This window comes from Streptacidiphilus sp. P02-A3a, from assembly GCF_014084105.1.
Classification (GTDB): Bacteria; Actinomycetota; Actinomycetes; order Streptomycetales; family Streptomycetaceae; genus Streptacidiphilus.
In genome coordinates this window covers 1,247,944-1,268,932 of the sequence record NZ_CP048289.1, presented here as the reverse complement: position 1 = coordinate 1,268,932, position 20,989 = coordinate 1,247,944, and the positions used below count along the sequence as shown (strand labels likewise).

Below are 20,989 nucleotides of genomic sequence, written 5' to 3'. Positions count from 1 at the left end.
GGCACCGTGGTTACTCGCCCTCGCGCATCGGGATGCGGACACCGCGCTCGGCGGCGGTCTCGGTGGCGATGTCGTACCCGGCGTCCACGTGCCGGATCACGCCCATGCCCGGGTCGTTGGTGAGCACCCGGCGGATCTTCTCGCCCGCCAGCGCGGTGCCGTCGGCGACGGTGACCTGACCGGCGTGGATGGAGCGGCCCATGCCGACGCCGCCGCCGTGGTGGATGGAGACCCAGGACGCGCCGGAGGCGACGTTGACCATGGCGTTCAGCAGCGGCCAGTCCGCGATCGCGTCCGAGCCGTCGAGCATGGACTCGGTCTCGCGGTAGGGCGAGGCCACCGAGCCGCAGTCGAGGTGGTCCCGGCCGATGGCCAGCGGCGCCGCCAGGGTGCCGTCGGCGACCATCTCGTTGAACCGCTCACCGGCCTTGTCCCGCTCGCCGTAGCCGAGCCAGCAGATGCGGGCCGGCAGGCCCTGGAAGTGGACCCGCTCACCGGCCAGCTTGATCCAGCGGGCCAGCGACTCGTTCTCCGGGAACAGCTCCAGGATCGCCTTGTCGGTCGCGGCGATGTCCTTCGGGTCGCCGGACAGCGCGGCCCAGCGGAACGGGCCCTTGCCCTCGCAGAACAGCGGCCTGATGTACGCCGGGACGAACCCGGGGAAGTCGAACGCCCGCGTGTAGCCCGCGAGTTTGGCCTCGCCGCGGATCGAGTTGCCGTAGTCGAAGACCTCGGCGCCCTTGTCCTGGAAGCCGACCATCGCCTCCACGTGCCGGGCCATGGACTCCCTCGCGCGCTGGGTGAACTCGGCGGGCTTCTCGGCCGCGTAGCTCTCCATGTCGGCGAAGTCGACGCCGACCGGCAGGTAGGCGAGCGGGTCGTGGGCGCTGGTCTGGTCGGTCACGATGTCGATCGGCGCGTCCATCGCCAGCAGCTGCGGGACGAGGTCGGCGGCGTTGCCGAGCAGCCCGATGCTCAGCGGCTTGCGCTGGTCGCGGGCCTCGACCGCGAGCTCCAGCGCGTGCTTGAGGTTCTTGGCCTCGACGTCGAGGTACTTGTGCTCGATCCGGCGGGTGATCCGCGACTGGTCGCAGTCGATGCAGATGGCCACGCCGTCGTTCATGGTGACGGCCAGCGGCTGGGCGCCGCCCATGCCGCCGAGACCGGCGGTCAGCGTGATCGTCCCGGCCAGGGTGTTGTCGAACTTCTTGGCGGCGACCGCGGCGAAGGTCTCGTAGGTGCCCTGGAGGATGCCCTGGGTGCCGATGTAGATCCAGGAACCGGCGGTCATCTGCCCGTACATGGTCAGGCCCAGCTGCTCCAGGCGGCGGAACTCCTCCCAGTTGGCCCAGTCGCCGACCAGGTTGGAGTTGGCCAGCAGCACCCGGGGCGCCCACTCGTGGGTCTGCATCACGCCGACCGGGCGGCCGGACTGGACCAGCATGGTCTCGTCCTGCTTGAGGGTCTGCAGGGTGCGCACCATGGCGTCGAAGGAGCGCCAGTCGCGGGCGGCCTTGCCGGTGCCCCCGTAGACCACCAGCTTCTCGGGGTGCTCGGCGACCTCCGGGTCGAGGTTGTTCATGAGCATCCGCAGTGCGGCCTCCTGCTGCCAGCCCTGCGTGGTGAGCGCGGAACCCCGCGCTGCCCTGACCGTGCGCGGCCCGCTCTGCTGCTGCGTCATGACTCTCCCGACCTCCTCATGGATACATCCATTCAATTTTGTGTTCTCTGAAGATACTCAATCATCAAGGACGCCGCCAGAGCCAATCGGCGGCTTATGTGGTTGTTGGTCCAGTTATGGACCATATGCTGATCCTGCTGTTCGAAGCGACAGCCGAGAGGAGACCCCCGTGGGGCCCGTGGAATTCCTGGTGCTCGCCTTCCCGGGCGAGACGATCGGCGCGGATGTGGTCGCCCCGCTCGACTCGCTCTGCCACACGGGGGGCGTCCGGGTGATCGACTCGCTGATCGTCACCCGGCGGGCGACCGGCGCGGTGGAGACCGCCGAACTGACCGATTTCGAGCACCTGAAGTCGGTCCTGACCAGCTCGGACGAGGTCAACCTGATCGGCCAGGAGGACGCGGCGGAGGCCGCCGGACTGCTGGAGCCGGGCACCAGCGCGCTGCTGGTGCTGGTGGAACACCTGTGGGCGGCCGAGGCGGCCGTGGCCTTCCGCGCCGCCGGAGGGCGGATCGCCGCCTCGGTCCGGATCCCGCCCGAGCACATCACCGAGGCGCATCGCGCGCTCGTCGACGCGGAGGGATGACCGCACCATGTTCCGACCACGGATGCGACCCGTCGTCCGCCGCCCGGTGGGCGCCCCGCTGCTGCGCGGGGCGATCGTCGGCGGCGCGGCCTACCACCTGGGCAGACGCGCCGCCGAGGGCGCGGAGCGGGAGGCCGGGCAGGACCAGGCCATCGCCGACCTGCGGCAGCAGCCCGCAGCGCCGCCGGCACCCGCCGCGCCCGCGCCCGCCCCGGCCGCCGCTGCGGCGGGCGGCGACGACCTCACCGCCAAGCTGACCCGGCTCGGCGAGATGGCGCAGCAGGGCCTGCTCACGCCGGAGGAGTTCACCGCCGCCAAGGCCAGACTCCTCGGCGGCTGACCCGGCGACCACGGCTGCCCCGGCCACCGCCCGACGTGATCCGAAAGACCGGCCCTAGCGCCGGGCCGCGCGGACCACCGGGCGGACGTTGCCCGCCGCCGGGCCGGTGAAGGCGAAGTCGCTGATCCGGCTGCGGCGGCCGAGCAGTCGGCCGTCCTCGGTGCGGCACCACAGCAGCGTCTCCTGCTTGCGCTCCCAGCGGGCCAGCAGCCAGGCCGCCAGCTGGAGGCCGACCCCGTAGCCGAGCACCAGCATCCCGGCCGCCGACCCGGCGACCAGGCCGAGCGCGCAGGTGGCGGCGGCACCGCCGAGCAGCCACCAGGCGTTCGTCCGGGCCAGCCGGACCCGGGTCTCGTGCGGCGGCTCCAGGGTGACCGCGAACGCCGCCTTGCCCGCCTCCCGGGCGCGCCGGGCGTACCAGCGGCGGCGCTGTAGCAGTCCGAACAGCGCCGTCAGCACGAACAGCCCGGCCCCCGCCAGCCCGCCGCGCTCGCGCCCGGTCATGGTCGGCTCCAGCAGCCCCGCGAGCGTCCCGGCCACGCCGACCCAGATCAGCGCGCGGGCGAAAGCGCCACGGACGACCACCACCCGGGCCCGCGCATACGTACCACGCATTCCCTACCTCCCAACCCTTGGAAGCTCCCAATCCCGTACGACTCTGGCGGGACCCTAGCCCCGATCCGTGAGAACTGGGTGAAACGCGGCGCACTCGTTTTCGAGACGTCCGGGGCGCGCGGCTCGGGCGCGCGCCCCGCGATTCGGGTGAAGCACCGCAAACCCCGGCATCAACCGCCGCGACCAGCAGTTCTCCCCCCAGGGGCGGCCCGGCCCCGTCCCGTCGTCCCGTCGTCCCGTCGTCCCGTCGTCCCGTCGTCCCAGGAGAGTTGAACCGATGTCAGACTTCCGACCGCGTTCCGCCTTCGTCCCGGTGCTCGGCGCGGCGGCGGTGGCCGCGTTGACGGTGGCCGCGCTGGCGGTGGCCACCGCCGCGCCCGCGGTCGCGGCCGCGCGTCCGCACCAGCTGCACGCCCGGGCGTCGCGCGCCCGCGAGCCGCGCGCGCTGCCGCTGCACGCCCGCCCCAGCGACGGCTCGGCCGTGGTCGGCCGCCTGGCCAGGGGGGACCGGTTCACCACCCGGCAGAGCGACGGCGGCTGGACCTTCATCCACGACCGCACCACCCGGGCCGAGGGCTGGGCGCTCTTCGCGCACCCGCACCACACCGCTCCGGGCCCGCACTACCCGGGCCACGACTGAGGCCCGACCCAGACCCGACCACGACCAGACCCGACCACGACCAGGGCCGGTCCGACCGGGACCGCCGTTCAGCCGACGAACAGCCCCCGGGCCGCCGCCGCCAGCTCGAAGGCCTCCAGTCTGGCCACCGAGTCGGGCAGCTCGTCGCACATGGCCTGGAGCAGCACCCGTCCCAGCATCATCGGGGCGCAGGCCGTGTCGAAGACCAGGCTGGAGCCCACGGCGGCGGGCAGCATCAGATCGGTCAGCTCGGCGACCGGCGCGAACGCGCTGTCGGCGACGGTGATCACGGTCAGCCCGGCCCGCCTGGCCGCGCTCAGCAGATCCACCAGCTCGCGCGGGTGGCGCGGCAGCGCGAAGCAGATCAGTGTGGTCGCACCGGCCTGGACCGCCTGCTCGATGCGGTCCAGCGCCATCGTCCCGCCCTCGGCCAACAGCCGGACGTCGGGGTGGACCTTGGCCGCGAAGTACGCGAAGCCGTGGGCCTGGGCCGAGGCCGCGCGCAGGCCGAGCACCAGCAGCGGGCGCGAGGCCGCCAGCAGCCTGGCCGCCTGGAGCACCGGCTCCGGATCGGCCAGCACCGCCGCCAGGTGCTGCAGGTTGGCGATCTCGGCGAGCACCGCCTGCTGCTGCTCGTTGCGGACGGCGTCGCGGGCGCTCTCCTGCCCGCCGCCGGGCTCGCCGGGGTCGGCCGGGCCGAGCTCGCGCAGGCGGCGGCGCAGCGCCGGGTAGCCGTCGAACCCCAGGGCGACGGCGAAGCGGGTGACCGAGGGCTGGCTGACCCCGGCCAGCTCGGCGACCTCCACGCTGGACAGGAAGGGCGCGTCGGAGGCATGGCGGACCAGGCAGTGTGCGATGCGCCGCTGCGTGGGGGTCAGCCGGTGCCCGTCGAACAGGCTGAGCAGCCTGCCGGAGGGCCCCGGGGTGACGCCCTCGGCCACGGCGGGCGGTGTCTCACTCATCTTCGGACACCCTGCCTTTCATTGGGCTGGAGCACTGGGCTGGAGCACTGGGCTGGAGCACTGGGCTGGAGCACGTGGACTCCGGAGCGCGTGGACTGACAAGCATGGCCCGGGGGTGGCGCGTCGGCGCGCGCGGGGCTGGGGGCACGGCCGGGGGTGCGGGCCGGAGCGGGGGCGGCGCCGCTGGTGAAGCGCCTGGTGGCTGCCGACTCTGCATGAGTCCATGCAGAGTCGGCAAGTCGGGTCCATACCCTGATCTATCCCTGAGTCGTCCCTGATACCTCCCGGGGGCCACTGGACGGGCGACCACCAGCCCCTAGGCTTCCGAACATGCAGCCGTACGGGGACAGCGAACTGAAGAAGGACCTGCACGCGGCAGTCAGGACCGCCCAGGAACTCGGCCCTGACTATGAGTCAGAAGTACTGGACAGCTTCCTCAGCCGCCTCGACTCCCGGCTGGACGCCAACATCGCCGTCCGGGTCCAGCGCGAGCTGGGCCGCCGCCAGGGCGAGGACGCCGAGGCCGGTCCGGGTCGGCGGGGCGGCTTCGGCTCCCGCTTCCAGTACTTCTCGCTGGTGCTGGCGATCCCGCTGAGCGCGATCGGCGGGGGCACCAACGGCCTGCCCGGACTGATCACGGCCTGGCTCGGGATCGTCGGCGTCAACCTCGCGCACAGCTGGTCGGAGGCCGCGGCCAGGCGCCGGGAGGAGCGCCTGGCCGCCGGTAGCGGCCGGGACGGGTGGGACTGACCACCGCCCGCGACCGCCGCGGGCTCAGGCCAGTCGGCCGGTGACCGCCTCGACCGCCGCGACCAGGCCGCCACCGGCGACCAGTCCGGCCGCCGCGTCCAGGTCGGGGGCCAGGAAGCGGTCGGTGCCGGGCCCGGCCACCCCGGCCGCGCGCGCGGCGGCGACGGCCGCCGCGGTGGCCGGGGCCAGCGGACCGCTGCCGCCAGCCGTCCGGATGTCCAGCGCCCGGGCCGAGGCGGTGAGCTCCACGGCCAGGATCCGGGCCAGGTTGTCGACCGCCGTCCGCAGCTTGCGCGCGGCGGACCAGCCCATGGAGACGTGGTCCTCCTGCATCGCCGAGGAGGGGATGGAGTCCACCGAGGCCGGGACCGCGAGCCGCTTGTTCTCGCTGACCAGCGCGGCCTGGGTGTACTGGGCGATCATCAGACCGGAGTCCAGGCCCGGGTCGTCCGCGAGGAACGGCGGCAGGCCGTGCGAGCGGTTCTTGTCGAGCAGCCGGTCGGTGCGGCGCTCGGCGATGGAACCGAGGTCGGCGGCGGCGATGGCGAGGAAGTCCAGCACGTAGGCGACCGGGGCGCCGTGGAAGTTGCCGTTGGACTCGACCCGGCCGTCGGGCAGCACCACCGGGTTGTCCACGGCGGACGCCAGCTCGCGCTCGGCGACCAGCTGGGCGTGCGTGAGGGTGTCCCGGCCCGCGCCCGCGACCTGCGGGGCGCAGCGGATCGAGTAGGCGTCCTGGACCCGCGGCGCGTCGTCCTGGTGGTGGCCGGTCAGGCCGGAGCCCTGGAGCACCCGCAGCATGTTGGCGGCACTGGCGGCCTGGCCCGGGTGCGGGCGGATGGCGTGCAGCTCCGGCTGGAGCACCTTGTCGGTGCCGAGCAGCGCCTCCAGCGACATCGCGGCGGTGATGTCGGCGGTGGTGAACAGCCGGGCGAGGTCGGCCAGGGCCATCACCAGCATGCCGAGCATCCCGTCGGTGCCGTTGATCAGCGCCAGGCCCTCCTTCTCGGCCAGCTCGACCGGGGTGATCCCGGCCTCGGCCAGCAGCTCCCCGGCCGGGCGGATCTCGCCGTCCGGGCCGTGGGCCTCGCCCTCGCCCATCAGGGTGAGCGCGCAGTGCGAGAGCGGGGCCAGGTCGCCGGAGCAGCCGAGCGAGCCGAACTCGCGGACGACCGGGGTGATCCCGGCGTTCAGGATCGCGGCCATGGTCTCGGCGATCAGCGGCCGGACGCCGGTGCGGCCGGAGGCGAGGGTCTTCAGCCGCAGGAACATCAGCGCCCGGGTGACCTCCCGCTCGACCTGCGGTCCCATGCCCGCGGCGTGCGAGCGCACCAGCGAGCGCTGGAGCTGGGCCCGCAGCGGACGTTCGATATGGCGCACGGCGAGCGCGCCGAAGCCGGTCGAGACGCCGTAGACCGGGCGGGGCTCGGCCGCGAGGGCGTCGATCCGGGCACGCGCGCCGGCCATCTCGGCGAGGGCGTCCTCGGAGAGGGTGATCCGGGCATTGCCCCGGGCGACCGCGATCACATCGGCCGGGGAGACGTTGGCCTTGCCGACGACGACGGTGTCCACAGTGTCGTCCACCACGTTGTGCATATCCATATGCCGAATCAGATCAAATGAATGGCTCTATGACAACCAGCCCGCGCCGTCGGCGTGCGCGTAGGGTTTCGACACAGACCCACTCCCCCGCCTCGCACCAGGGAGCACGACCATGGCCCGGGCCACCGAACGCCGCCGCACCGTCCGCCTCCAGGGCCCGCGGCGCAGCGTCCGCCCGGACAGTCTGGCCGCCGAGGAACCGCTGGAGATCCGGATCAACGGGACCGCGCTGACCGTCAGCATGCGCACCCCCGGCCACGACTTCGACCTGGTCGCCGGGTTCCTGGTGGCCGAGGGCCTGGTCGCCGGGCTGGACGGGCTGACCGCGCTGCGCTACTGCGCGGGCACCGACAGCGAGGGCGGCAACAGCTACAACGTGATCGACGCCACCCTGCCGAACCGCGCCGCCGCCCCCGCCACGCTCCACCGCAACCTGCTGACCTCCAGCGCCTGCGGCATCTGCGGGCGGGAGACGGTGGAGGCGATCCGCACCCGGGTACCGCACGACCTGACCACGGACGGGCTCCGGGTCGCGCCGGAGACCCTGTACGGGCTGCCGGACAAGCTGCGCGCCGCGCAGGCGCTGTTCGAGGCCACCGGCGGCCTGCACGCGGCCGGACTGTTCACCGCCGACGGACGGCTGCTCTGCCTGCGCGAGGACGTCGGCCGCCACAACGCCGTGGACAAGGTCATCGGCTGGGCGCTGCGCGAGGACCTGCTACCGCTGCGCGGCCACCTGCTGATGGTCAGCGGCCGGGCGTCGTTCGAGCTGACCCAGAAGGCGGCGATGGCCGGGCTGCCGCTGCTGGCGGCGGTCTCCGCGCCGTCCTCGCTGGCGGTGGACCTGGCCGAGGAGCTGGGGCTGACCCTGGTCGGCTTCCTGCGGGACCGCAGCGCCAACGTCTACACCGGCGCCGAGCGGATCCTCACCCCGGTCGCGTCGGCCTGAGGTCGCGTCGGCCTGAGGTCGCGTCGGCCTGAGGTCGTCGGCCCCGGCCCCGTACCGGCCGGTCGGCTACGGCGGGGAGGCCGGTCCGGACAGGGCGATGGCGACCAGGGCGCGCAGCGTCGGGCCGAGCGCGGACACGGTCAGCGTGGCGTCGTCCGCGAACAGCTCCAGCAGCCAGCCCCCGGCCGCGTTGCTGCCGCCCGCCGCCAGCACCGCCCGGTAGCCGCCGACCAGCAGCACCGCCTCCTCGGCCGGGTCGTTGCCGGGCACCCCGGTCCGGATGCTGAAGGCGTTGCCGCGCACCGCCCGCCCGGTCAGCGGGTACGAGCGCAGGTCGAAGACGGCGTCCGGGGCCTCGTTCATGGCCCGCTGCGCCTGCGCCCGGACGCTGCCCGGTCCCCTGGTCATCCGGCGGACGCCGTAGCGGACGGTGCGCATCCGCTCCGACCCCGGCGGCACGTAGGAGATCCACCAGGCCACCGCGTCCAGCATCCGGGCGGTGGTCTCGGCCACCAGCTCCAGGCGGCCGACCGTGTCCGCCGGATGGACCTGCCGTATCGGCTGCTCCTCGTCGAGAGCACTGATCACCGACGCGAGCAGCTGTCCCGGGTCGGCGCTGTGCCGGGCACCCCGGAAGCGGCGGCGCTCGGTGCGCCGTCCTCCTTTCGGAGCACCGTTCTCGGCCAGTCTGACTGTGGCATCCGGCAGTCCGCCGCGCCCGGCCACCACCGGGTGCGCGGCCTGCCCGGACTTGGCCCGGTACTGGGCCGCGTCGGCCAGCCGGAACAGCCGGTCGGCGGTGGTGACCGGGCCGATCGGGTCCCCGGTGGAGGCGATGCCGCAGGCCACCCCCTCGCCCAGGTCCAGGGTCAGCGCCTGGGCGCACAGCTCCTCGGCCGCGCTGACCACCTCGTCCGCCGAGGAGCCGACGGTGACCAGGCAGAACTCGTCGCCGCCGAGCCGCCCGGCGACGCTCTCCGGCAGCTTCGCGCCGCACATCGACAGCTGCTGGGAGAAACGTTCCAGCAGCTGGTCGCCCTTCTCGTGGCCGTGCTCGTCGTTGACCCGTTTGAGGCCGTTGACGTCGCAGACGAGCAGGGTGACCACCGCGCCGTCGCGGCGGTGCGCCTCCAGCGCGGCGTCGAGCCTGGCGTCCACCGCCCGGCGGTTGGCCAGCCCGGTCAGCGGGTCGGTGAAGGCCAGTCGGCGGACCTCCTCCAACTCCTCGCTCTGCGCCAGCCCGGCCGCGATCTGGGCGGCCAGCACGGTCGCGAAGGCGGCGTCCGCGTCGCTGAACGCCGCCCGGCCCAGCGTCCGGGCCAGGTAGAGCTCGCCCCAGGCCCGGCCGCGCAGCAGGACCGGCGCGACCATGCAGCTGCCGCGTCCGCGCCGCCGCAGCGAGGCCGCCCGGGCCCGGCAGGCGGGGCCGTTGCCGGGGCCGTCCTCGTCCACCGTCTGCCGCCAGGCGCGCGGCAGGCCGTCCTCGGACCAGGGCTCGCCCAGGCCGCGCTGTTGCAGGAACCGGGCGATCTCGGGGTAGTCGGCCAGGTTGTAGCTCTCGTCCTCGGGCAGCTCCACCTCGCCCGGGGCCAGCAGTCCGTTGTTGACCAGGACCCGCAGCCGCCCGGTCTCGCGCTCCCAGACCGAGACCGCCGCCATGTCGGCGTCCAGCGACTCGCGCGCCCGGACCGCCGCCGCCCGGACCGCGTCGCCCCGGGACTCCGCCGCCGACATCGCCTGCGCCAACCCGACCACGGCCCGCAGCCGGGCGTCCGAGTCGACCGTAGGCTCGCCACTGACCTGCACGCCCATGCCGCCTCTCCGCAGACCGACCCTGCGCGTGCCCGGTGACGGCACACGCGCGCGAGTCTTCAGCGTAGGTATATTCCGAACAAAACGGGATGAAAGACAACCGCCGCCGGGGCCGGGATCAGCCCCTGCCGCCCTCGGCCGGCTCGTTGCGGCGGCTCAGCAGCCAGGGCTCGACCAGGCCGAGGCCGCGCACCGGCCGCCGCCACATCGGCTGGAGCTGGAACCGGTACGGCAGCGCGCTGTCGTCCACCTCGGCCGGACGCTCGGCCGGGTCCAGACCCACCGCCAGCGACGCCGACAGGGCGTCGGCCGCGCCCGGCACCAGCCCCATCGAGCCCCCGGTCCCGGCCGGGGCGACCACCGACTCCCGCTCCAGCGCCGCCGCCAGCTCGCCGTCGACCAGCACCGCGTCCTTGGGGGCGATCGAGGTGAGCCGACTGGCCAGGTTCACCGTCGTACCGAAGACATCGCCCATCCGGGTAGTGACCGCCCCGAACGCCATGCCGACCCGCAGCGCGGGCATCGAGTCGTCCTTGCTCAGCGTCTCCACCAGGGCCAGCCCGATGTCGGCTGCGGTGGCCGCCTCGTCGGCGACGTAGAGGATCTCGTCGCCGAGGGTCTTCACCAGCCGCCCGCCGCGCCCGGCGACCAGGTCGGCGCAGGTGATCTCGAAGTTCTCGACCAGTTCGCCGAGCTCGTCGTCCTCCAGCCGCCGCGACAGCCGGGTGAAGCCCACCAGGTCGGCGAAGCCCACCGCGAGCCGCCCGCTCTGCATGTCGACGTCCTCGGCGGCCTGCACCACCCGCCCGGTCACCGCCGCCAGCTGCCGCCGCCAGACGTAGACCAGGAACTGCTCCAGCTCCGGCAGCAGCAGCTCCACCAGCGGGTACGCCACCTCGGCCCGGGTCAGCCCGGGCTCCGAGGCGGAGGTCAGGTGCTCCAGGAAGGTGTCGATCTGCCACTCGGCGAGCCGCGCGGTGGTCTGCCCGGTGGACCGCGCCACCTGGACCGCCATGGTCTCGCTCAGCAGCCCGGCCTCCACCAGCCCGGCCAGCCGCCGCAGCGCGATCACGTCGGCCTCGGTCAGCGCCCGGGACTGGCCGATGTCGGCGAAGCCCATCGCCCGCCAGAAGCGGGACGCCAGCTCCATCGACACGCCCGCCGTCCGGGCCGCCTGGAAGGGGGTGTACTGGCGTCCGGAGTCCAGGATCAGCTGTTCCAGTTGCAGCGGCACCGTGTCGGTGTCGTCTGCCTGCCCCTGCTCCGGCCCCCGCTGCTGCGACTGCGCATCGGCATCCCGCTGCCCGGTCGCCCGATCCTCGTCGCCCACCAGTCCATCCTCGTGTCCACGCCCTACCACCCCGGGCTGCTGTGTCCTTGCTCACACCGCCGCCCGAATCCTCGCACGGATTCATCCTTCCAGGGGGCTCGCCCCCGGGCGTACGTGCACCACATCACCGGCTCCGACCGGCCGCTCCGTGCCGTCGGCGGTCCGCACGACCAGCCGCCCGTCGGCGTCCACCGTCACCGCCTCGCCCAGCAGGTCGACCCCGCCCGGCAGTTCCACCCGCACCGAGCGGCCGATGGTGGCGCAGCGCGCGGCGTAGGCCGTCCGCAGTCCGCTCGCCTCCGGATCGCCGCCGACCGAGCACCAGTCCTCGTAGAGCTCGGCGAAGACCCGCAGCAGCGAGCGGACCAGGGTGTCCCGGTCGGTGACCCTGGCCCCGGCCAGGGCCAGCGACGCGGCAGTGGGCACCGGCAGCTCCTCGGCCCGCAGGGTGACGTTCAGGCCGATGCCGAGCACCACCGCGTCGCCCTCGCCGCCGTCGCCGGACAGCTCGGCCAGGATCCCGCCGACCTTGCGCTCCTCCCCGTCCACGGTCGCCAGCAGGTCGTTCGGCCACTTGAGGCCGATGCCGACCTCGGCCGCGCGGCTGAGCGCCGCGCCGGTGGCGACCCCGGCCAGCAGCGGCAGCCAGGACCAGTGCTCGCGGGGCACCGAGCCGCCGCCGGTGGCGTCCTTCAGGCCCGGGCGCAGCAGCAGCGACACGAACACCCCGGACCGGGGCGGGGCGCTCCAGCGCCGGTCGAGCCGCCCGCGCCCGGCCGTCTGCTCCTCGGCGAGCAGCACCGCGCCGCCCGGCGCGCCGAGCGCGGCCTCGGCGGCGAGATCGCTGTTGGTGGAGCCGGTGGCGGCGACCACCCGCAGCGAGGTCCACAGCCCGCCGGGCCGTACCAGGGCTCGTTCCAGCTCCGCGGCACGCAGTGGCGGCCGCTCCAGGTCGCTCCAGTGAGAAGTCACTACCCCAGCCTATGACGCCGGTCACTTGGCGTATCCGACACACTGCGGTCATGGCTACGCTACTGAACAGAAACCTCACCCGTTGGTGCTGCCAGGACGCGTTTCCGCGTGGCCGCACTACCCCCTCCTGACGGGAGTCGCGCCGGATGTCCCAAGCCGAGATCGCAAACGAGGGCGCAGCGATCCACACCACCGCCGGGAAGATCGCCGAGCTGCGGCGCCGGATGGACGAGGCGGTGCACTCCGGCTCGGCGCGCGCCGTGGAGAAGCAGCACGCCAAGGGCAAGCTGACGGCCCGCGAGCGGATCGCGCTGCTGCTCGACGAGGACTCCTTCGTGGAGTTCGACGAGTTCGCGCGGCACCGCTCCACCAATTTCGGCCAGGAACGGACCCGCCCCTACGGCGACGGCGTGATCACCGGCTACGGCACGGTCGACGGCCGCCAGGTGGCGGTCTTCGCGCAGGACTTCACCGTCTTCGGCGGCTCGCTGGGCGAGGTCTTCGGCGAGAAGATCGTCAAGGTGATGGACTTCGCGCTGAAGACCGGCTGTCCGATGATCGGCATCAACGACTCCGGCGGCGCGCGGATCCAGGAGGGCGTGGCCTCGCTCGGCCTGTACGGCGAGATCTTCCGCCGGAACGTGCTGGCGTCCGGGGTGGTCCCGCAGATCTCGCTGGTGATGGGCCCGTGCGCGGGCGGCGCGGTGTACTCCCCGGCGATCACCGACTTCGTGGTGATGGCCGACCAGACCTCGCACATGTTCATCACCGGCCCCGACGTGATCAAGACCGTCACCGGCGAGGACGTCGGCATGGAGGAGCTGGGGGGCGCCCGCACCCACAACTCCCGCTCCGGCAACGCGCACCACCTGGCCGCCGACGAGAAGGAGGCCATCGACTTCGTCAAGGCCCTCCTCTCCTACCTGCCCTCCAACAACCTGGAGGAGCCCCCGGCCTACCCCGAGGAGGCCGACCTGACGGTCTCCGCGGTGGACCTGGAGCTGGACACGATCATCCCGGACTCCGCCAACCAGCCCTACGACATGCACCAGGTCATCGCCCACGTGCTGGACGAGGGCGAGTTCCTGGAGACCCAGGCGCTGTTCGCGCCCAACATGCTGACCGGCTTCGGCCGGGTCGAGGGCCGCGCGGTCGGGGTGGTCGCCAACCAGCCGATGCAGTTCGCCGGCTGCCTGGACATCGACGCCTCGGAGAAGGCCGCGCGCTTCGTGCGCACCTGCGACGCCTTCAACGTCCCGGTGCTGACCTTCGTGGACGTCCCCGGCTTCCTGCCCGGCACCGGGCAGGAGTGGAACGGCATCATCCGCCGCGGCGCCAAGCTGATCTACGCCTACGCCGAGGCCACCGTCCCGCTGATCACCGTGATCACCCGCAAGGCGTACGGCGGCGCGTACGACGTGATGGGCTCCAAGCACCTCGGGGCCGACCTCAACCTGGCCTGGCCGACCGCGCAGATCGCGGTGATGGGCGCCCAGGGCGCGGTCAACATCCTGCACCGGGCGGCGCTGGCCGAGGCCGAGGACCCGACCGCGAAGCGCGCCGAGCTGATGGAGGCGTACGAGGACACCCTGCTGAACCCGTATGTCGCCGCCGAACGCGGGTACGTGGACGCCGTGGTGCTGCCGTCGGAGACCCGGCAGCAGATCGTCAGGGGGCTGCGCGCGCTGCGCAACAAGCGCGAGGTGCTGCCGCCGAAGAAGCACGGCAACATCCCGCTCTAGGGTGTCCCGCCCAGCCCTGAGGGTTCCCGCAGGGCCCGTTCCGAGGAGGAGGCCGCCGATGCCGCCGATCAAGGTTCTGCACGGCCAGCCCAGCCCGGAGGAGCTCGCCGCCGTCCTGGCGGTGGTCTCCGCCCGGGCGGCGGCGTACGCCGCCCGGTCCGAGGACGCCGCCCCGGCGTCCGTCTGGGCCGACCGCGCCCGCGCGATGACCCGCCCGCCGCGCCCCGGCGCGTACGCCTGGCGTACCTCCGCCTGGGCGCGCTAGGGCCGCGGCACCGCCCGTCCCGCGCCACCGAGCGCGCACCCCTGAATGAGTACGCGTACTCAGGCGCGGGACGGCCCCCGGGGGGCACGCTGGAAGGCATGCTCTGGTCCGACCCGGTGGACGACTCGGCGCAGCAGCGACGCCAGGTGCACACGCTGCTGCGGCGGGCGGGTGTGCTGATCGCGGTGTTCGCGGTACTGCTGCTGGTGGTCGTGATGTGGTCGGCCTGAGCGCGCGCCCGCTCCGGCCTCTACCCTGGGCGGCATGACTTCGCCGTCCGCCGCCGTCCGCGCGCCCGCTCTCGTCCTCGCCTCCGCCTCCCCCGCCCGGCTCGGGCTGCTGCGGCAGGCCGGGTTCGACCCCCGGGTGATCGTCAGCGGGGTGGACGAGAGCGCCCTGGACGCGCCCACCCCCGCCGAACTCGCGCTGGTCCTGGCGCGGGCCAAGGCCGCCGCGGTGGCCGCCGTGCTCGGCGCCGCCGAGGCGGAGGGCCCGGCGCTGGTGGTCGGCTGCGACTCGGTGCTGGAGCTGGACGGCCAGGCCCTGGGCAAGCCCGCCGACGCGGCCGAGGCGCTGCGCCGCTGGCAGTCCATGCGCGGGCGCAGCGGCGTGCTGCGGACCGGGCACTGCGTGATCGACACCCGGACCGGCGGGCGCGCCTCGGCGACCGCCTCCACCACCGTCCGCTTCGGCAACCCGAGCGACGCCGAGGTGGCCGCGTACATCGCCACCGGCGAACCGCTGCACGTGGCCGGGGCGTTCACGCTGGACGGCCGCTCCGCGCCGTTCATCGAGGGCATCGACGGCGACCCGGGCAACGTGATCGGCCTGTCGCTGCCGCTGCTGCGGTCGCTGCTGGCCGAGTTGGACGTCAACGTGACCGACCTCTGGGTGTAACCCGGCCGAGCGAACCCGGCCCGGGGTCCCGCACAGGGGCCCCGGGCACGGAAACCGGCCCAGGCCGAAAGGACACCTGACGGATTGTCCGACCCTCCCGCTAACGTGTGCCCGGTAATGCCGGGGAGGGGGTCGGGTGGACGGAAACGTTCTCAACATCGTTCTGGGAGTGGTCTCCAGCGCGGTCAGCGCGGCGCTGGCGTGGACCCTGCAAGTGGCGCTGCGCCGAAGGCGGCTGAACCGCAAGCGGGCCTTCTTCGGGATGCCCGCCGGCACCGAGTGCCTGATCGTCGCGCCCCGCAAGGCGGGCACGCCCTACGAGGAGCGGGTGATCGCGCAGCGTGACGTCTACGCGATGATGGAACTGGCCGCGATGGTCAGTGACTGCGGGGCGACGGCGGAGATCATCAGCGCCGTCGAGGTGCGCCAGGGGGTGGGCGGCCGGGCCGAGTTCTGCATAGGCGGCCCCACCGCCAACGAGCGGACGGCGGCGCACCTGCGCTGGCGGCTGCCCGGCGTCTCGATGTCCGTGCAGTGGGATACCAGGGCCGTCTCGCTGATCGTGGGCGACCGGAGCTACCCGATGGAGAAGGGCGTGTCCGAGTACGTCCTGCTGGCCCGGATAACCGGCGGCGAGGGCGAGCGGCCGACCTTCCTGATCTGCGGGCAGACCGCGGTCTCGAACCTGGCCGCGGCCCGGGTGCTGGCCCGCCGCCACCGCGAGCTGATCCGCGCGCACGGCCCGCACGGTACCTTCGCGCTGCTGCTGCGCGTCCTGCAGCCGGACTCCTACGGCTCGGACGTGGTCGAGTTCGTCGCCGACGTCACGGCGCAGGCGACGGCGCCGCCTCCGGGAGCAGCGACGGAGCCGGGGCAGGGCCGTCCGGCAGGAACAACAGCAGCACCAGCAGCGTCAGCGTGACCGCGGCCACCGCGAACGCGGTCACCCCGGACAGGGCCAGCAGCAGCGCCGCGAGCAGCCCGTGGAGCACCGCACAGACAATCAGCAGAATCCTTGTGGGCTGCCCCATGGACCCACGCAGTCCGGTGCGCCCGACCACCGCCGCGACCAGCAGCAGGAACACCGCCAGCAGCCCCGACCCGACCCAGGCCCCGGCCGCCATGGCGCTGGGGGCGAGGCCGCCCAGGGACATGTCCTGCCTCGTCACCGCCGCCCCGAGCAGGTAGCCGACCAGGCCGGAGACCAGCGCCTCAACTGCCAGCAGTACCGCTGTCGCAACCGCCGTCCACCTCCGCATGCAGGCACCTTACTGATTGGTAATCAACTGCGGAAGGGGCGGGGCGAGCCTCGCCCCCGAGCACCCCGGCGTACCGTGGGAGCAGAGGAATCACCCTCCGTGTGGGCAAGCTCACCACCAGGACCGACTCGGCAGCGGCCCCATGGAGTCCATAAACTCATCCACGGTTCAAGAAGGGAGCCATTGTGCGCAAGGTGCTCATCGCCAACCGCGGAGAGATCGCAGTCCGCGTCGCCCGGGCCTGCCGAGACGCAGGTATCGCCAGCGTCGCCGTGTACGCCGAGCCGGACCGGGACGCGCTGCATGTCCGCGCGGCCGACGAGGCCTTCGCCCTCGGTGGCGACACCCCGGCCACCAGTTACCTCGACTTCGCCAAGGTACTGAAGGCCGCGGCCGACTCCGGCGCGGACGCGATCCATCCCGGCTACGGATTCCTGTCCGAGAACGCCGAGTTCGCCCAGGCCGTGCTCGACGCCGGGCTGGTCTGGATCGGCCCGCCGCCGCAGGCCATCCGCGACCTCGGCGACAAGGTCGCGGCCCGGCACATCGCCCAGCGCGCCGGCGCGCCGCTGGTGGCGGGCACCCCCGACCCGGTCTCCGGACCGGACGAGGTGGTCGCCTTCGCCCGCGAGCACGGCCTGCCGATCGCCATCAAGGCGGCCTTCGGCGGCGGCGGACGCGGCCTCAAGGTCGCCCGCACGCTGGAGGAGGTCCCCGAGCTGTACGACTCGGCGGTCCGCGAGGCGGTGGCCGCCTTCGGTCGCGGCGAGTGCTTCGTCGAGCGCTACCTGGACCGGCCGCGGCACGTCGAGACCCAGTGCCTGGCCGACACCCACGGCAACGTCGTGGTCGTCTCCACCCGTGACTGCTCGCTCCAGCGCCGCCACCAGAAGCTGGTCGAGGAGGCCCCCGCGCCCTTCCTCAGCGAGGCGCAGAACGCCGAGCTGTACGCCGCCTCCAAGGCCATCCTGCGCGAGGCCGGCTATGTCGGCGCCGGTACCTGCGAGTTCCTGGTGGCCGTCGACGGCACCATCTCCTTCCTGGAGGTCAACACCCGGCTCCAGGTGGAACACCCGGTCACCGAGGAGGTCACCGGCATCGACCTGGTCCGGGAGCAGTTCCGGATCGCCGACGGCGAGGCCCTGGGTTACGACGACCCGGAGCTGCGCGGCCACTCGTTCGAGTTCCGGATCAACGGCGAGGACCCGGGCCGGGGCTTCCTGCCCGCGCCGGGCACGGTGACCGCCTTCGCGGCGCCGACCGGCCCCGGCGTCCGGCTCGACTCGGGTGTCGAGGCGGGCTCGGTCATCGGCCCGGCCTGGGACTCGCTGCTGGCCAAGCTGGTCATCACCGGTGCCACCCGCAAGCAGGCGCTCCAGCGGGCCGCCCGCGCGCTGGCCGAGTTCCAGGTGGAGGGCATGGCCACGGCCATCCCGTTCCACCGCGCGGTGGTCGTCGACCCGGCGTTCGCCCCCGAGCTGGGGGGCAGCGACGAGCCGTTCACGATCTACACCCGCTGGATCGAGACCGACTTCGACAACACCATCCCCCCGTTCACCCCCAGCGGTGCGGAGGGCGAGGAGCCCGACGCCCGGGAGACCGTGGTGGTCGAGGTCGGCGGCAAGCGGATCGAGGTGTCGCTGCCGTCCGGTCTGGGCGCGGCGGCCGCGGCCCGGCCCGCCGCCGCCAAGTCCAAGCGCCGCGCGGTGACCGGCAAGTCCGGCTCGGCGGCCTCGGGCGACACCCTGGCCTCGCCGATGCAGGGCACCATCGTCAAGGTCGCGGTCGAGGAGGGGCAGACGGTCGCCGAGGGCGAACTCGTCGTCGTCCTGGAGGCGATGAAGATGGAGCAGCCGCTCAACGCGCACAAGGCGGGCACCGTCGTCGGTCTGACCGCGGCGATCGGCGCCACGGTCACCAGCGGCGCGGTGATCTGCGAGATCAAGGACTGACCCGACCGCACCGAAGCAGCGGCGCCGTCCCCGGGACCGGCCGCCCCTCCCGCCGTCCAGGCGTCAGGGGCGGCCGGTCCCGGCCGTCAGGCGGTACCGGCCCGCCCGCGCAGTGCCGGGGCGGGCGCCGGGGAGCGCCGCTGGGCCGGGAACGGCCCGCGCAGCCCGGCCCCGCCGACCGGCGCACCGGGCACCGACGGCATCACCACCAGCGGGAGCGCCCCGGCGCCGCTCTGCGCGGCCGGGGCGACGCAGACCTGCACGCCCCGGTCGGCCAGCGCGTCCAGCTCGCGGACGCCGGGCTCGGTGGCGGTCGCGGTCTCGTCGGTGACCAGGTAGGCGATGCCCTCGGTGGCGACCGTCTGGAACATGGTGTCGCTGCCGAGCTTGCCGTGGTCCGCCAGCACCACCACCTCGGCGGCGGCGGCCACCAGGGCCCGGTCCACGCTCGCCGAGAGCATGTTGGTGGTGGACAGGCCGCGCTCGGCGGTGAGCCCACTGCCGGAGACGAAGGCCCGGGACACCCGCAGGCCCTGGAGCGACTGCTCGGCCCCGCTGCCCACCAGGGCGTAGTTGGAGCCGCGCAGGGTGCCCCCGGTCATCACCACCTCCACCCGGTTGGCGTGCGCCAGTACCTGTGCCACCAACAGCGAGTTGGTGACCACGGTGAGGCCCGGCACCCGGGCCAGGCGTCTGGCGAGCTCCTGCGTGGTCGTGCCCGCCCCGACGACGATGGCGTCGCCCTCGGCGACCATCGACGCGGCCAGGTCGGCGATCGCGCTCTTCTCGGCGGCGGCGAGATGGGTCTTCTGCGGGTATCCGGGCTCTCGGGAGAGACCGCCGGGGAGCACCGCGCCCCCGTGCCGACGGTCGAGCAGGCCCTCGGCCTCCAAGGCGCGCACGTCACGACGGACGGTCACTTCGGAGGTCTGGACGACTCGGGCGAGCTCCCGGAGCGAAACCGCTCCGTTGGCGCGCACCATTTCGAGGATCAACTGGCGACGTTCTGCTGCGAACACGAAACAGACGGTAACGTGCATGACCGTCTGCTTTCAGGCGTTTGCGCCTAGTAGTCGAAGTTGTCCGCCAGCCAACGGCGCACTCCGCTACAATCCGCGCCGTCGGTACCCACCCGCGCTCCCCCGTACGGGTGAGCGCGGCGTCCTTCGGCCCGCCGCTGCCTGGTCAGGACTCCTCTGCGGCCCGCTTGCGGATGTGCAGCTGCCGCGCGGCCTCGGCGATGGAGCCGGAGACCGAGGGGTAGACCGTGAACGCCGAGGCGACCTGCTCGACCGTCAGGTTGAGCTCCACCGCCAGCGAGATCGGGTGGATCAGCTCGCTCGCGCGCGGCGCGACCACCACCCCGCCGACCACGATCCCGGTGCCGGGGCGGCAGAACAGCTTCACGAAGCCGTCCCTGATGCCCTGCATCTTGGCCCGCGGGTTGCCGCGCAGCGGGAGCTTCACGCTGACCGCGTCCATCTTCCCGCACTCGACGTCGGCGGCGCTGTAGCCGACCGTGGCGATCTCCGGGTCGGTGAAGACGTTGGCGGCGACCGTGCGCAGGTTCAGCGGCTGCACCGCGTCGCCCAGCGCGTGGTACATCGCGATCCGCCCCTGCATCGCGGCGACCGACGCCAGCGCCAGCACGCCGGTGCAGTCACCGGCCGCGTAGACGCCGGGGGCCGAGGTCCGGGACACCCGGTCGACCTTCACCTGGCCGCCCTCGGTGAGCTTGACCCCGACCTCCTCCAGGCCCATCCCGGCGGTGTTGGGGATCGAGCCGACCGCCATCAGGCAGTGCGTGCCGGTGATCACCCGGCCGTCGGACAGGGTCACCTCGACCTTGTCGCCGACCCGCTTGGCCGCGGCCGCGCGCAGCTTCGACAGCACGTTCATGCCGCGCCGCCGGAAGACGTCCTCCAGCACGGTGGCGGCGTCCGGGTCCTCGCCCGGCAGTACCCGGTCGCGGCTGGAGACCAGGGTGACCTTGGAGCCCAGCGCCTGGTAGGCACCGGCGAACTCGGCGCCGGTGACGCCGGAACCCACCACGATCAGCTCTTCCGGCAGCTCGTCGAGGTCGTAGACCTGGGTCCAGGTGAGGATCCGCTCGCCGTCCGGCAGCGCCTCGGGCATCACCCGGGGGCGGTTGCCGGTGGCGATCAGCACCGCGTCGGCGCGCAGCGTGGTCGTCCCGCCCTCGGCCAGGTCGACCACGACGGCGCGCGAGCCGTCCGCCTCCTGGCCGCCCTCCAGCCGTCCGAAGCCGCGCAGCAGGGTGACCCCGGCCCGGGTGACCGACTGGGTGATGTCGTGTGACTGGGCGACCGCGAGCCGCTTCACCCGTCGGTTGACCTTGCCCAGGTCGACGCCGACGACCCGGGTGCTGGTGGGGTCGGCCGCGACCCTGATCCCCAGCTCCTCGTAGGAGCTGTCGAAACTGGTCATCACCTCGGCCGTGGCGATCAGCGTCTTGGAGGGGACGCAGTCGGTCAGCACCGCGGCACCGCCGAGCCCGTCGCGGTCGACGACGGTCACCTCCGCGCCGAGCTGGGCGGCGACGAGCGCCGCCTCGTATCCGCCGGGTCCGCCACCAATGATCACGATGCTAGTCACATGAGCCATTGTCCCGCAC

20 protein-coding genes and 1 pseudogene are annotated in these 20,989 nt (G+C 73.4%); 11 read left to right on the top strand and 10 right to left on the bottom strand.

Features of this window, described 5'->3' with window-relative positions; translation table 11 throughout:
• Positions 1-10: 10 nt before the first annotated feature.
• Positions 11-1,681 (bottom strand): urocanate hydratase, encoded by a 1,671-nt coding sequence (hutU, locus tag GXP74_RS05865; RefSeq protein ID WP_182450351.1) that lies wholly within the window; start codon positions 1,679-1,681, stop codon positions 11-13.
• Between the two features lie 169 nt (positions 1,682-1,850).
• Between hutU and GXP74_RS05860 the strand changes: the two genes are divergently transcribed.
• Together GXP74_RS05860 and GXP74_RS05855 are read left to right on the top strand one after the other, a co-directional pair.
• Positions 1,851-2,267 (top strand): DUF6325 family protein, encoded by a 417-nt coding sequence (locus GXP74_RS05860; RefSeq protein WP_182450350.1) that lies wholly within the window; start codon positions 1,851-1,853, stop codon positions 2,265-2,267.
• A gap of 7 nt (positions 2,268-2,274) precedes the next feature.
• On the top strand, positions 2,275-2,607 hold the full coding sequence (locus GXP74_RS05855; protein WP_225447736.1) for an SHOCT domain-containing protein: 333 nt from the start codon (positions 2,275-2,277) through the stop codon (positions 2,605-2,607).
• Positions 2,608-2,661: 54 nt separating this feature from the next.
• Here GXP74_RS05855 and GXP74_RS05850 read toward each other — a convergent pair whose 3' ends face one another.
• A complete protein-coding gene (locus GXP74_RS05850) occupies positions 2,662-3,222 on the bottom strand; it encodes a hypothetical protein (RefSeq protein WP_182450349.1) in 561 nt (186 codons plus the stop codon).
• Between the two features lie 277 nt (positions 3,223-3,499).
• On the opposite strand from GXP74_RS05850, the gene GXP74_RS05845 reads away from it, so the two are divergent.
• The gene (locus GXP74_RS05845; protein WP_182450348.1) at positions 3,500-3,862 is read left to right on the top strand and encodes an SH3 domain-containing protein; all 363 of its coding nucleotides are present in this window, start codon (positions 3,500-3,502) and stop codon (positions 3,860-3,862) included.
• 68 nt (positions 3,863-3,930) lie between these two features.
• Here the strand turns inward: GXP74_RS05845 and GXP74_RS05840 are convergent, their stop codons facing one another.
• Positions 3,931-4,824 (bottom strand): MurR/RpiR family transcriptional regulator, encoded by an 894-nt coding sequence (locus tag GXP74_RS05840; protein WP_182450347.1) that lies wholly within the window; start codon positions 4,822-4,824, stop codon positions 3,931-3,933.
• 330 nt (positions 4,825-5,154) lie between these two features.
• Between GXP74_RS05840 and GXP74_RS05835 the strand changes: the two genes are divergently transcribed.
• Positions 5,155-5,574, top strand: coding sequence for a hypothetical protein (locus tag GXP74_RS05835; protein ID WP_182450346.1), 420 nt, complete (start codon positions 5,155-5,157; stop codon positions 5,572-5,574).
• Positions 5,575-5,598: 24 nt separating this feature from the next.
• On the opposite strand, the gene hutH is transcribed toward GXP74_RS05835, so the two are convergent.
• Positions 5,599-7,146 (bottom strand): histidine ammonia-lyase, encoded by a 1,548-nt coding sequence (gene hutH, locus GXP74_RS05830; RefSeq protein ID WP_182456165.1) that lies wholly within the window; start codon positions 7,144-7,146, stop codon positions 5,599-5,601.
• A gap of 142 nt (positions 7,147-7,288) precedes the next feature.
• Between hutH and fdhD the strand changes: the two genes are divergently transcribed.
• Positions 7,289-8,125 carry a formate dehydrogenase accessory sulfurtransferase FdhD gene (gene fdhD / locus GXP74_RS05825; protein ID WP_182450345.1) on the top strand — a complete coding sequence of 279 codons (837 nt, stop codon included), beginning with the start codon at positions 7,289-7,291 and terminating at the stop codon, positions 8,123-8,125.
• Between the two features lie 621 nt (positions 8,126-8,746).
• Here fdhD and GXP74_RS05820 read toward each other — a convergent pair.
• From GXP74_RS05820 to GXP74_RS05810, 3 genes and pseudogenes are all read right to left on the bottom strand, one after another.
• Positions 8,747-9,937: pseudogene (locus GXP74_RS05820) on the bottom strand (GGDEF domain-containing protein); the annotation flags it as partial.
• Between the two features lie 118 nt (positions 9,938-10,055).
• Positions 10,056-11,171: an adenylate/guanylate cyclase domain-containing protein gene (locus GXP74_RS05815; protein ID WP_370468533.1), complete on the bottom strand. Its 1,116-nt coding sequence runs from the start codon at positions 11,169-11,171 to the stop codon at positions 10,056-10,058.
• A gap of 177 nt (positions 11,172-11,348) precedes the next feature.
• Positions 11,349-12,239: a biotin--[acetyl-CoA-carboxylase] ligase gene (locus tag GXP74_RS05810; protein ID WP_182450343.1), complete on the bottom strand. Its 891-nt coding sequence runs from the start codon at positions 12,237-12,239 to the stop codon at positions 11,349-11,351.
• Between the two features lie 146 nt (positions 12,240-12,385).
• On the opposite strand from GXP74_RS05810, the gene GXP74_RS05805 reads away from it, so the two are divergent.
• The 5 genes from GXP74_RS05805 to GXP74_RS05790 all read left to right on the top strand — a co-directional run bounded on the left by GXP74_RS05805 (position 12,386) and on the right by GXP74_RS05790 (position 16,065).
• Entirely contained in the window at positions 12,386-13,981 is a 1,596-nt protein-coding gene (locus tag GXP74_RS05805; protein ID WP_182450342.1) for an acyl-CoA carboxylase subunit beta, read from the top strand.
• A 58-nt stretch (positions 13,982-14,039) separates the two neighbouring features.
• Positions 14,040-14,246, top strand: a complete 207-nt coding sequence (locus tag GXP74_RS05800) for an acyl-CoA carboxylase epsilon subunit (RefSeq protein WP_182450341.1) — start codon at positions 14,040-14,042, stop codon at positions 14,244-14,246.
• Between the two features lie 98 nt (positions 14,247-14,344).
• Positions 14,345-14,476, top strand: coding sequence for a morphogenic membrane protein MmpB (gene mmpB / locus GXP74_RS41410; protein ID WP_255528081.1), 132 nt, complete (start codon positions 14,345-14,347; stop codon positions 14,474-14,476).
• A gap of 34 nt (positions 14,477-14,510) precedes the next feature.
• Positions 14,511-15,143 (top strand): nucleoside triphosphate pyrophosphatase, encoded by a 633-nt coding sequence (locus tag GXP74_RS05795; RefSeq protein WP_182450340.1) that lies wholly within the window; start codon positions 14,511-14,513, stop codon positions 15,141-15,143.
• Between the two features lie 136 nt (positions 15,144-15,279).
• Positions 15,280-16,065, top strand: coding sequence for a hypothetical protein (locus GXP74_RS05790; protein ID WP_182450339.1), 786 nt, complete (start codon positions 15,280-15,282; stop codon positions 16,063-16,065).
• On the opposite strand, the gene GXP74_RS05785 is transcribed toward GXP74_RS05790, so the two are convergent.
• A complete protein-coding gene (locus GXP74_RS05785; RefSeq protein WP_182450338.1) occupies positions 15,968-16,402 on the bottom strand; it encodes a hypothetical protein in 435 nt (144 codons plus the stop codon). The genes GXP74_RS05790 and GXP74_RS05785 overlap by 98 nt on opposite strands.
• A 185-nt stretch (positions 16,403-16,587) precedes the next feature.
• Between GXP74_RS05785 and GXP74_RS05780 the strand changes: the two genes are divergently transcribed.
• Positions 16,588-18,354, top strand: coding sequence for a biotin carboxylase N-terminal domain-containing protein (locus tag GXP74_RS05780; RefSeq protein ID WP_182450337.1), 1,767 nt, complete (start codon positions 16,588-16,590; stop codon positions 18,352-18,354).
• A gap of 86 nt (positions 18,355-18,440) precedes the next feature.
• Here GXP74_RS05780 and GXP74_RS05775 read toward each other — a convergent pair whose 3' ends face one another.
• Positions 18,441-19,337, bottom strand: a complete 897-nt coding sequence (locus tag GXP74_RS05775) for a DeoR/GlpR family DNA-binding transcription regulator (protein ID WP_370468532.1) — start codon at positions 19,335-19,337, stop codon at positions 18,441-18,443.
• 202 nt (positions 19,338-19,539) lie between these two features.
• Positions 19,540-20,979 carry an NAD(P)H-quinone dehydrogenase gene (locus GXP74_RS05770; protein ID WP_182450335.1) on the bottom strand — a complete coding sequence of 480 codons (1,440 nt, stop codon included), beginning with the start codon at positions 20,977-20,979 and terminating at the stop codon, positions 19,540-19,542.
• Positions 20,980-20,989: the final 10 nt, after the last annotated feature.